We start from the raw sequence: 11284 nt of genomic DNA on the forward strand, positions 1-11284 counted from the left end.
GCACATCTGCCGCCGCGCCGATCGGTGCTGCCGATGTGACGATAAGTTCACTAGTGAGGTACAGATTCATGGCCTGATTTCGCCAGTGATCTGCACACGCAGAACTCGTGGCGGCACCTATGGGGAAACGCGCGGATCCGCCGCATTCTGGGGCTCGGCCCGCAGCAGCAGGTGGTCACCCACATGCGCCCGCCCACCTCGCAACCGCAGACTCTGCAGCCGCACAGATTCCACTGCGCCAAGCTCTTTTGTTACTGTCGATCGCGAAGCGGCTGCCCCGCGGGCATTCCGACGGCACGCCGACCGAACGATTCATCTGTGAAGGACTGCTGTGATGAGCTCATCCGAGGCTCAGAGAACCTCTGCCGGTGCGGACGACGAACCGGCCGTGAAGATCAACTGGCGGGTGCTCATCGCCTCCGGCGTCTTCATCCTCGCCGTCGCCCTGTGGGCGATCTTCCTCCCCGGGAACGCGGACTCCGTCATCTCCTCGACGGTGTCCTGGGTCTCGGCCAATCTCGGGTGGTACTACATCCTCACCGCCACCCTCATGATCGTGTTCGTCATCGTCGTCGCGGCCTCGAGCATCGGCCGCCTGAGGCTCGGCCCGGACCACTCACGGCCCACCTACAACCTGTTCACGTGGACGTCCATGCTGTTCGCGGCCGGCATCGGCATCGACCTCATGTTCTTCTCCGTCTCCGAACCGGTGGCGCAGTACATGCAGCCTCCCGCGGGAGAGGGAGGAACGGTCGAGGCCGCACGGCAGGCACTCGTCTGGACGCTCTTCCACTACGGCATCACCGGCTGGGCGATGTACGCGCTCATGGGACTGGCGTTCGCGTACTTCGCGTTCCGTCGCAACATGCCCCTGTCCATCCGCAGCCTCCTGCAGCCCCTGCTGGGCCGCTGGATCAAGGGCGGCGCCGGTGACGCGGTCGACGTCGCCGCCGTCCTCGGCGCGGTGTTCGGCATCGCGACGACGCTGGGGATCGGCGTGGTGCAGCTCAACTACGGCCTCCACGTGATGTTCGGCCTGCCCCAGAACGAGGCCATGCAGATCGGTCTCATCGTCCTCGCCGTCGTCCTCGCCACCATCTCCACCGTCTCCGGCGTGGAGAAGGGCATCCGCAGGCTCTCCGAGCTCAACGTCGTCCTGGCGATCGTCATGCTCGTGTGGATCGCGGTGACGGGCAAGACCCGTTTCCTCCTCGACGCGCTCATCATGAACATCGGCGACTTCATCTCGCGCTTCCCCTCGATGACGCTCGACACCTTCGCCTGGGAGCAGCCCGACGAGTGGATGAGCGCCTGGACCATCTTCTTCTGGGCGTGGTGGATCGCCTGGGCGCCCTTCGTGAGCCTCTTCCTGGCCCGGATCTCCCGCGGGCGGTCGATCCGCCAGTTCGTCACCGGTGTGCTCATCATCCCGCTCATCTTCATCATCCTGTTCATGTCGGTGTTCGGGAACAGCGCCCTGGACGTGGTGCGCAGCGGCAACACGGAGTTCGCGGAGGCGACCATCGCAGCCCCGGAGAGCGGCTTCTACGATCTGCTCGGGATGTTCCCGGGAGCACCGTTCCTCGTGGGTCTCGCCACCGTCGTGGGTCTGCTGTTCTACGTGACCAGCGCGGATTCCGGCGCACTCGTGCTCTCCAACTTCACCTCGACGATCAGGGACTCGAAGTACGACGGCCCCAAGCCCGTCCGCGTGTTCTGGTCGATCGCCACCGGCGCCCTCACCGCGGGGATGCTCCTGGTGGGCGGAGTGCCCACACTGCAGGGCGCGGCCGTCATCATCGGCCTGCCCTTCAGCATCGTCCTCTATCTGGTGATGCTCTCGCTCTACAAGGCGCTGCGCGTGGAGAGACACCAGATCCAGGGCTACTACGCGGCGCTGCCGGCCAATCTGGCCTCGGGAGGCAGCACCCTGAGCTGGAAGCAGCGGCTCAAGCGGACCATGGCCCATCCCACTGCCGCGCAGTCGCAGCGCTTCCAGACCTCTGTCGTGGAGCCCGCGCTGCAGGACGTCTGCGGGGAACTCCAGGCGAACGGCGTCGAGGCCAGCGTGATCCGCGAGCCCGTCGCCGGCATGAAGGTCGACTACGTGGAGCTCTGCGCCGTCTTCGACGGGGAGCGCCCCTTCACGTACCAGGTGCACCCGGTTCCGCGCAACGCCCCCGGCGTGGGAGGGTACGCAGGTGCGGCGACGCAGCGGACCTTCCGGCTCGAGGTCTTCACCGGCTCCGGGTCCATGGGATATGACGTCTACGACTACTCCCGCGACCAGATCATCACGGACGTCATCACCCGCTACGAGTCGCACATCGAGTTCCTGCGGATCGCCGCCGAGGACGCGGGCACGCTCGCGGTCGAGGACGCCCCCGCGGAGAACCCGGACTGGCAGGAGGACTTCACCCGAGAGAGCTGAGGGCGGGCGGCTCCCCCGCCCGGCCCCGGCCGCACACGACGATCCCGACCACGCTCACGAGAGCACAGCCCCCGTGACCCACAGAGGAGAGGACCCATGCCCACCACCCTGTACATCGACGGTCAGTGGACTTCCGCACAGGCGGGAGGCACCCGCGAGATCCGATGCCCGGCCGACGGCGAGCTCGTCGCCGTTGTCGACGAGGCGACCGAGGCGGACACCGTCGCCGCCATCGAGGCCGCACGCCGCGCCTTCGACGCAGGCGTCTGGAGCTCCGTGCCCGCCGCTCAGCGCGGCGACCTGCTGCTGGCGGTCGCACGGCGCCTGCGCGAGCGGAAGGAGGAGTTCGCGAAGGCGGAGACCGCGGACACCGGCAAGCGCATCGACGAGTCCCGCACGGACATGGACGACATCGCCAACTGCTTCGACTACTTCGGCAAGATCGCGGACTCCCACGCCGGTCGCGTCGTGGATCCGGGCGACCCCGCGGTGCGCAGCCGGATCGACTACGAGCCGGTGGGCGTCTGCGCGCTCATCGCCCCGTGGAACTACCCTCTGCTCCAGGCGGCCTGGAAGATCGCCCCCGCACTGGCGGCCGGGAACACGTTCGTGCTCAAGCCCTCGGAGCTGAGCCCGCACACCGCGATCCTCATCATGTCCGTCCTCGACGAGCTGGGGCTGCCGGCAGGCGTGGGCAACCTCGTCCTCGGCGCCGGTGCGACCGCCGGCGGGCCGCTGTCCACCCACCCGGACGTGGACCTCGTGTCCTTCACCGGCGGCCTGCAGACCGGACGGCTGCTCATGGCCAATGCGGCCGCCACCGTCAAGAAGGTCGCCCTCGAGCTGGGCGGGAAGAACCCCAACGTCGTCTTCGCGGATGCGGACTTCGACGCGGCCCTGGACAACGCCCTCAACGCCGCCTTCGTCCATTCCGGCCAGGTCTGCTCCGCCGGCGCCCGGCTCCTCGTCGAGGAGTCCATCGCCGAGCGGTTCGTCGACGAACTGGTGCGCCGTGCGGAGAAGATCCGCGTGGGCGGTCCCTACGACGAGCGTGCGCAGACGGGCCCCCTCATCTCCGCCGCGCACCGCGACAAGGTCACGGCCTACGTGCAGGCCGGGATCGACGAGGGCGCACGACTGCGCTGCGGCGGCACCTGGGGCACCGGTGAGCTGGAGAAGGGCTTCTACTACATGCCCACCGTGCTGGACCAGGTGGAGCGGGGCATGTCCGTCGTCCGTGACGAGGCCTTCGGACCCGTTGTCACGGTGGAGACCTTCGCCGGCGAGGACGAGGCCGTCGAGACGGCCAACGACACGATCTACGGCCTCGCCGGGGCCGTGTGGACGCAGGACGCGGGCAAGGGCCAGCGGGTCGCGCGGCGGCTGCGGCACGGCACCATCTGGATCAACGACTTCCACCCCTACCTGCCGCAGGCGGAGTGGGGCGGATTCAAGCAGTCCGGATTCGGCCGGGAACTGGGCCCCACCGGACTGGGCGAGTACCTCGAGGCCAAGCACATCTACCAGAACACGGAACCGGCCGTGACCGGCTGGTTCGCAGAGGACTGAGGCGGCACGGGACTGCGACGGCCCGTCCCGCACGCGGCCCCGCCCACTGGATCCTCACCGCACGGAAAGGCTAAGACACATGGAGACACTCCACACCTTCGACTACATCGTCGTGGGCGGCGGCAGCGCGGGAGCGCCGCTGGCCGCACGCCTGAGCGAGGACCCCACCGTGACGGTGGGGCTCCTGGAGGCGGGCCCCTCGGACGTCGACGACCCCGCCGTCCTCAACCTCGAGGACTGGCCCGCGCTCCTGGAGTCCGGCTACGACTGGGACTACCCCATCGAACCGCAGGAGCGGGGGAACTCCTTCATGCGCCATGCGAGGGCCAAGGTGCTGGGCGGCTGCTCCTCGCACAACTCCTGCATCGCCTTCTGGGCACCGTCCGAGGATCTCGACGCCTGGGAGCACACGTACGGCTGCACCGGGTGGGGCTCGGAGCACACGCTGCCGCTCTACACCCGGCTGGAGAGCAACGAGGACACGGACGGCCTCCACGGCACGGACGGTCCCGTGGAGCTCATGAATGTCCCGCCCGAGGACAAGTCGGGTGTGAACCTCCTCGACGCCTGTGAGCAGGCCGGCATCCCGCGGGCCCGCTTCAACACGGGCACGACGGTGGTGAACGGGGCGAGCTTCTTCCAGATCAACCGGAAGCAGGACGGGACCCGCGCCTCGGCCTCGGTGTCCTACCTCCACCCCGTGCTGGACCGGGAGAACCTCACGGTCCTCACGGACACGCGCGTGACGAAGGTCGAGCTGGACGCGGAGAACCGGGCCGTCGCCGTCCACGTCGTCGCGGACAACCACGGGCGCCAGGCGCGCATCGCCGCCGCCAGGGAGATCATCGTCTCCGCCGGGGCGATCGACTCCCCCAAGCTCCTCATGCTCTCCGGGATCGGACCGGCGGAGCACCTGCGCGAAGTGGGCGTGGAGGTCCGCGTCGACTCCCCCGGGGTGGGCTCCAACCTCCAGGACCACCCCGAGGCCGTCATCCGCTGGGAGTCGAAGAAGCCCATGCCGCGCACCTCCACCCAGTGGTGGGAGATCGGCATCTTCCACTCCACGGTGGACGGCCTGGACCGCCCGGACCTCATGATGCACTACGGCTCCGTGCCCTTCGACATGCACACGCTGCGCCACGGCTACCCCAGTGCCGACGAGGAGTTCTGCCTCACCCCCAACGTCACCCGGGCGAAGTCGCGCGGCACCGTCCGGCTGCGCTCCTGCGACTACCGGGACAAGCCCAAGGTGGATCCCCGGTACTTCACGGACGAGGAGGGCCACGACCTGCGCGTCGCCGTCGAGGGGATCAAGCTCGCGCGGAAGATCGTCGCACAGCCCGCGATGGAGGAGTGGGCCGGCCGTGAGCTCTCCCCCGGCGTCGACGCGGTCACGGACGAGCAGATCGGCGAGTACGTCCTCAAGACGCACAACACCGTCTACCACCCTGCGGGCTCGGTCCGCATGGGTGCCGCCGACGACCCCGAGGCGCCGCTCGACCCGCAGCTGCGGGTCAAGGGGGTAACGGGCCTGCGGGTGGCCGATGCCTCCGTCATGCCGGAGATCGTCACCGTCAACCCCAACATCTCGACGATGATGATCGGCGAGAAGGCCTCGGACCTCATCCGCGGCGAGGCCTGAGGGCCGGGCGCCGGGCAGGCGGGCATCGTCCTGTCCGCCTGCCCGGCGCTGTGCCGGGTGCGGGGTGGCCCGGCGGCTTGTACCGTGGACGGGACAGCAGTCGCACACACGTGAGGAGACGCCACTCCATGACGCAGACGGCAGCACTCTCGCTCCCGCCCATCGGCTTCGGCACCTACCGCCTGCGCGGCCTCGACGGCGCGCGAGCGGTCGCACAGGCGGTGGAATCCGGTTACCGGCTCCTGGACTCCGCCTTCAACTACGAGAACGAGGCCGCTGTCGCCGAGGGCGTCCGGCAGTCCGGGATCGGCCGTGAGGAGATCCTCTTCACCTCCAAGCTCGCCGGCCGGCACCACTCCCGGCCACTGGCCGACGAGGCGATCCAGGAATCCGTCCTCCGCACCGGCCTCGGACACATCGACCTCATGCTCATCCACTGGCCCAACCCCCGTCAGGGCCTGTTCGTCGAGGCCTGGCAGGCCCTCGTCGACGCACGCGAGGCGGGCCTCGTGCGCCACATCGGCGTCTCGAACTTCCTCCCCGCACACCTCGAGCAGATCGAGGAGGCCACCGGAGTCGCGGCTGAGGTGAATCAGATCGAGCTGCATCCGCGCTTCCCGCAGGAGGAGCAGCTCGCCTACCACCGGGAGAGGGGGATCGTCACCCAGGCGTGGAGCCCGATCGGCAGGCCGGGTGCGGGCCCCGACTCCGTGCTGGACGATCCGGTGGTTCTGGACGTCGCCGCGGCGCACGGGATCTCCGCGACCCAGGCCGTGCTGGCCTGGCATGCGGCACGCGGGGTGGTGCCGCTGCCCAAATCCCAGAATGCCGAGCGCCAGCGGGAGAACCTCGCCGCAGCCGAGGTCTCCCTCACCGCGGACGAGGTCGCCTCCCTCACGGCGCTGGGCCGGGCCGACGGCAGGCTCAAGGACCAGGATCCCGCCGTCTACGAGGAGTTCTGAGCGGGTCCGGGAGTTCTCGCAGACCGCAGGGGTCCACCCCGGTCAGAGTCCGGCGAGCAGCGGGGGCAGGGTCTCCTGCAGGTCGCCGCGGACCACTGCGCTCGCCCAGCCGTCGCAGGGCGTGGGTTCGGCATTGACGATCCGGATCTCCGCCCCGCTCTCGTGCGCCAGGGGCACGAGGCCGGCGACCGGCTGCACCGTGAGGCCGGTGCCCACCGCGAGGAGGAGGTCGCACTCCTGAGCCGCCGTCACCGCCCTGTCGATGACGTCCGGGTCCAGCATCTCCTCGAAGAGGATCGTGGTCGCCCGGATGATCCCGCCGCAGCGCGGGCAGGGCGGATCCGCCTCCCCTGCCGCCACGCGTGCCATCGCGTCCTCGATGGGGCCGGAGTCCCGGCAGTCCTCGCAGCGCCACCGGCGCGCGCTCCCGTGCACCTCGAGCACGGACTCGGGCGGGGATCCGGCCGCCTGATGGAGCCCGTCCACGTTCTGCGTGATGATCTGCACGTCGTGCCGCTCCGCGCTCGCGGCGATGGCGCGGTGGGCGGCCGTGGGCTCGCGTTCCCACACGGCGGCGGCCGCGCGCTGAGACCACGCACGGGCCCGCACCTGCGCGTCCGCGAGGTACCAGGAGAGGGTGGAGGTGCGTTCAGCCTCGGGATCCTTCGTCCAGACGCCCTGCGGCCCCCGGAAGTCCGGGATGCCGGCGGCGGTGGAGATGCCTGCACCGGTGAGGAACGTGAGCTTCATGCCCCGACTGTACCCACACGGCTGCGCCCGCAGCGCGTTCAGTACCGCGGCAGCGCCGGGTCCACCTCGTCGATCCAGGCGAGCACCCCGCCGGAGAGATGGCGCAGCGTCTCCTCCCTGTCCCTCCAGTGCGGCCGCAGCAGCTCCAGTGCACGGGCGGATCTGGCACCGGACTTGCAGTGGAGCACCAGCGGACTTCTGCGCAGCTCCTCCGGCAGCGCGTCCGTGCCGCGGGCCTCGATCGCCGCCAGCTCCACGCCCACCGCGCCGGGGATCGAGACGAGCGCGCGTTCCCACTCCTCGCGCACGTCCACGAGGCCGAAGGACGCGCCGCCGGACTCCCGGAGGTCCAGCAGTGCGGAGAGCTCCTGCGGGCTGACCGTCTCCGCCGCGGTGGGTCCCGTGGGGCCGCAGGCCTCGGCCGGCAGCCCGGCCACCTCGGTGATCTCGGGCGCCAGCGGGTCGGGGTCGAGCCGCAGCTCTCGCCAGCGCATCGTGAGGGCGTCCAGCATGAGCACCCGGCCCACCAGCGGACTGCCCGTACCCGTGAGGAGTTTGACCGCCTCGGCGACCATGACGGTGCCGATCATCCCCGGCAGCATCCCGAGCACGCCGCCCTCCGCGCAGCTAGGGATCTTGCCTGCCGGCGGCGGTTCCGGGTGGAGGTCCCTGTAGGTGGGTCCGCGGCCGGCCCAGAACACGCTCACCCGTCCTTCGAAGCGGAGGATCGAGCCCCAGACGCAGGGGATTCCCGCGAGCGCGCACGCATCGGAGACCAGGTAGCGGGTGGCGAAGTTGTCCGCGCCGTCGAGCACGAGGTCGTAGCCGCGCACCAGCTCCAGCGCGTTCTCCGCGGTCAGGCGCACCCTGTGGGCGCGGACCTCGACGAGCGGGTTGAGCGCGCGCACCGCGTCTGCTGCCGACTCCGCCTTGGGCCGGCCGATGTCCGCCGCGCGGTGGATCACCTGCCGCTGCAGGTTGCCGAGGTCCACGGCGTCGTCGTCGACGATGCCCAGAGTGCCCACTCCCGCGGCCGCGAGGTACTGCAGGGCCGGAGAGCCGAGTCCGCCCGCTCCCACCACCAGGACGCGCGCGGCCTTGAGACGCCGCTGTCCCAGCGGGCCGATCTCAGCGAGGGTGAGATGCCGCGCGTACCGGGCGAGCTCTTCCCGGCTGAGGTCGTCCGCCGGCTCGACGAGGGGCTGCACGCCCGCCTCGCCGCCGCTCACGGCGTTCCCCAGTCGCCCCGGGGAATGTTCTGCTCAGGATCCGTGCCGATGCGGCCGGAGTGTGGGGAGGACGCCAGGGCATGTCTGCGGGCGGGAATCCTGCCGGCTCCGCGTGCCAGACGTCCGGCCTCCACTCCCGCCCGCATCGCGTGTGCCATCCGCACGGGGTCCTGTGCGCGGGTGACGGCGCTGGCCAGCAGCACCGCGTCACAGCCGAGCTCCATCGTCAGGGCCGCGTCCGAGGCCGTGCCCACGCCCGCGTCGAGGATCACCGGTACGCCGGCCCGGGAGGCGATGAGTTCGATGTTGTGGGGGTTGAGGATGCCCAGGCCGGTGCCGATCGGGGCTCCGAGCGGCATCACCGCAGCAGCCCCCGCGTCCTCGAGACGGAGAGCCGCGGCCGGATCGTCCGAGGTGTAGGCGAACACGGTGAAGCCCTTCATGGCGAGCTGCTCGGTGGCGTCGAGCAGTTCGACGACGTCCGGCAGCAGCGTCTCCTCGTCCGCGATGACCTCGAGCTTCACCCAGTCCGTCTCCAGCGCTTCCCGCCCGAGCTCTGCGGTCAGCAGCGCGTCCCTGGCCGTCGCACAGCCTGCGGTGTTGGGGAGGAGCCGGATCCCGCGGTCCTGGAGGAGGGCGAAGAGCGTGTCCCTGCTCTCCGGTGCGTAGCGCCGCAGTGCCACCGTCGTGAGCTCCGTGCCCGAGGCGTCGAGCGCGTCACCGAGTATCTCCAGCGAGCTGATCCCCCCGGTGCCCATGATCAGCCGCGAACGCAGCTCGGTGCCGTCGATCGTCAGCGGGGCATCTCCTTCGAGCGGGCCGTCGCCTCCGCCCTGGTCACCGCCACGCGCTTGCGACGTCCCCTGTGCCCGGGTGAGGCTGCCGTCCATGCGTCCCGTGTCCTTCACCGTTCATCCTCCCTGCATGGCTGTGACGATCTCGATCTCCTGGGCTGTCGCGACCGCCGTGCTCCTCCACCGGCTGCGCGGTACGACGGCTCCGTCCACCGCTACCGCGATGCCCAGCCTGCTTCCGTCCACCGGACTTCCATCCTCAGCGAGCGCCTTTCCCGTGATCTCCGCGACGAGGTCCACGAGGGTGCTGCAGTCACCGACCCGGCGGACCCGCCCGTTCACCTGCACTTCGACGTCACCCGGACGCTCGCTGCCTCCGCTGAGGTCCTCGATGCTCATCTGCTGCTCCTCTCGTGACGCGGGCGGGCTACCGCGCCGCTGCTGTCGACCGCGCTGTGGCGATGGGGGTCCATGGCCGCGAGATGGGATGCGTCCGCGCCCGTTGCCGGCAGGTCCCCGGCGATGAGCGACGAAACGAGCCGCGCGGCGAGCGGTGCCAGCAGGACGCCATGACGGAAGTGCCCGGTGGACACGAAGAGGCCGCGCACCGGTTCGCCGCTGGGCGCGCGCACCTGACCCACATACGGCAGGTCGTCGGGCGTGCCCGGACGCGCACGAGCCAGAGCCTCGACGAACTCCAGATCGGCCACGCCGGGAACCAAGCGGCGGGCGTCGTCGAGCAGGCGCCATACTCCCCCGGCTGAGGGCGCGGGACGGAAATCCTCGCGTGAGGTCGCACCGATCACGATCTCCCCGTCTTCACGAGGGACCAGATACACCGGCGCTCCGTTCACCACCCCGCGCACGGTCCGTTCGAGCAGCTGTGGTGCATCCGCAGGCAGCTGCGTCCGGAGAATGTCGCCGTACACGGGCCGCAGAGGCAGCTGAAGACTCGACGAGCAACCGGCGATGTCCGCGAGTCCGAGGCCGGCGGCCAGCACCACCGCCGGAGCGGAGATCGCCTCGCCGGAAGCCGTCTGCACAGAGTGGTCGCCCCGGCTCGCCACCGAGACCGAACGCACGGAGTCGCGCACGAACGTCGATCCGGATGCCTCCACACCGACCTGCAGAGCGGTCGCCAGGCGGCGCGGATCGATCTGGTGGTCCCCCGGCGCGCGCACAGCTCCGCTGATGCGAGGGCTCAGCGCCGGCTCCAGTGCGCGTGCGGCCCGTGTGCTCATGCGTTCGACAGGCATGGACTGCGCTTCCTGCACCGTCTGCAGGGCTTCCAGCTCGGCCAGGTCCGCGCGGTCCGCGGCGACGAGGAGGGTCTCGCTCCTGCGGTAGCCGGCTGCGATTCCGACAGCGGCTTCGAGCCGCCCGACGAACTCGGAATACTCCGCGGCCGAGGCCTTCATCAGGGGATAGAGAGCGGCCTGCTGGAACTTCACCTCCCCCGCCGGGGCGAGCATGCCTGCGGCCGCACGGGAGGCTCCCATTGCCGGCGCAGGATCGATGACGACGACGGAGATGCCCCTGCAGCACAGCTCCCACGCGGTGGTGAGACCGACGACGCCGGCTCCCACCACGATGACATCCCCCACGATGTGCCTTCCCTTCGGCGGCATGATCCGCATCAGGTTCACGCGGTCGGCATCGATGCCCTCTCAGCCCGGTGTCCGGGCTCCCGCAGACTACGATTCCCGAGGCTAGCACAGATGACCCCGTGAATGAGGGGAGGCCCCCACACCACACACCCCCACAAACAGGGGGCACATGACATGAGGGCCTCAACCCAACCAACGAATATTGCGGCAGTGACTTACTCTCCCACACCCACAAAAGTGCAGTACCATCAGCGCTGGCAGGCTTAGCTACCGGGTTCGGAAAGGATCCGGGCGTTTCCC

At 69.9% G+C, this 11284-nt stretch carries 9 protein-coding genes, 1 rRNA gene and 1 riboswitch; of the genes, 4 read left to right on the forward strand and 6 right to left on the reverse strand.

The window, feature by feature from the left end; translation table 11 throughout:
• The first annotated feature begins 334 nt into the window (after positions 1-334).
• The 4 genes from betT to Q0A33_RS03505 all read left to right on the forward strand — a co-directional run bounded on the left by betT (position 335) and on the right by Q0A33_RS03505 (position 6604).
• On the forward strand, positions 335-2431 hold the full coding sequence (betT, locus tag Q0A33_RS03490) for a choline BCCT transporter BetT (protein ID WP_291793182.1): 2097 nt from the start codon (positions 335-337) through the stop codon (positions 2429-2431).
• Between the two features lie 96 nt (positions 2432-2527).
• Complete coding sequence (locus Q0A33_RS03495; protein ID WP_291793184.1) at positions 2528-4000, forward strand: aldehyde dehydrogenase family protein; 1473 nt, start codon at positions 2528-2530, stop codon at positions 3998-4000.
• A gap of 79 nt (positions 4001-4079) precedes the next feature.
• Positions 4080-5642, forward strand: a complete 1563-nt coding sequence (locus Q0A33_RS03500; RefSeq protein ID WP_291793187.1) for a GMC family oxidoreductase N-terminal domain-containing protein — start codon at positions 4080-4082, stop codon at positions 5640-5642.
• 128 nt (positions 5643-5770) lie between these two features.
• Complete coding sequence (locus Q0A33_RS03505) at positions 5771-6604, forward strand: aldo/keto reductase (RefSeq protein ID WP_291793190.1); 834 nt, start codon at positions 5771-5773, stop codon at positions 6602-6604.
• A gap of 42 nt (positions 6605-6646) precedes the next feature.
• On the opposite strand, the gene Q0A33_RS03510 is transcribed toward Q0A33_RS03505, so the two are convergent.
• The 6 genes from Q0A33_RS03510 to rrf all read right to left on the reverse strand — a co-directional run.
• Positions 6647-7354, reverse strand: coding sequence for a Sir2 family NAD-dependent protein deacetylase (locus tag Q0A33_RS03510; RefSeq protein WP_291793195.1), 708 nt, complete (start codon positions 7352-7354; stop codon positions 6647-6649).
• Positions 7355-7392: 38 nt separating this feature from the next.
• Positions 7393-8583 carry a molybdopterin-synthase adenylyltransferase MoeB gene (gene moeB, locus Q0A33_RS03515; RefSeq protein WP_291793198.1) on the reverse strand — a complete coding sequence of 397 codons (1191 nt, stop codon included), beginning with the start codon at positions 8581-8583 and terminating at the stop codon, positions 7393-7395.
• Positions 8580-9491 (reverse strand): thiazole synthase, encoded by a 912-nt coding sequence (locus Q0A33_RS03520; protein ID WP_291793201.1) that lies wholly within the window; start codon positions 9489-9491, stop codon positions 8580-8582. The genes moeB and Q0A33_RS03520 overlap by 4 nt, the downstream gene beginning before the upstream one ends.
• A 3-nt stretch (positions 9492-9494) precedes the next feature.
• Positions 9495-9776 (reverse strand): sulfur carrier protein ThiS, encoded by a 282-nt coding sequence (thiS, locus tag Q0A33_RS03525; RefSeq protein ID WP_291793204.1) that lies wholly within the window; start codon positions 9774-9776, stop codon positions 9495-9497.
• On the reverse strand, positions 9773-10981 hold the full coding sequence (gene thiO / locus Q0A33_RS03530) for a glycine oxidase ThiO (protein ID WP_291793207.1): 1209 nt from the start codon (positions 10979-10981) through the stop codon (positions 9773-9775). Before thiO ends, thiS begins: the two co-directional genes overlap by 4 nt.
• Positions 10974-11078: riboswitch (TPP riboswitch) on the reverse strand. It overlaps the preceding gene by 8 nt.
• A gap of 108 nt (positions 11079-11186) precedes the next feature.
• Positions 11187-11284, reverse strand: a 5S ribosomal RNA gene (gene rrf / locus Q0A33_RS03535); the annotation flags it as partial.

The organism is Brevibacterium sp., from assembly GCF_022712115.1.
Lineage (GTDB): Bacteria > Actinomycetota > Actinomycetes > Actinomycetales > Brevibacteriaceae > Brevibacterium > Brevibacterium salitolerans.

Coding starts and splice junctions, on each gene's coding strand:
- Q0A33_RS03500 (WP_291793187.1), top strand. CDS start 4,080: ATGGAGACACTCCACACCTTCGACTACATCGTCGTGGGCGGCGGCAGC.
- betT (WP_291793182.1), top strand. CDS start 335: ATGAGCTCATCCGAGGCTCAGAGAACCTCTGCCGGTGCGGACGACGAA.
- Q0A33_RS03505 (WP_291793190.1), top strand. CDS start 5,771: ATGACGCAGACGGCAGCACTCTCGCTCCCGCCCATCGGCTTCGGCACC.
- Q0A33_RS03510 (WP_291793195.1), bottom strand. CDS start 7,354: ATGAAGCTCACGTTCCTCACCGGTGCAGGCATCTCCACCGCCGCCGGC.
- Q0A33_RS03495 (WP_291793184.1), top strand. CDS start 2,528: ATGCCCACCACCCTGTACATCGACGGTCAGTGGACTTCCGCACAGGCG.
- thiS (WP_291793204.1), bottom strand. CDS start 9,776: ATGAGCATCGAGGACCTCAGCGGAGGCAGCGAGCGTCCGGGTGACGTC.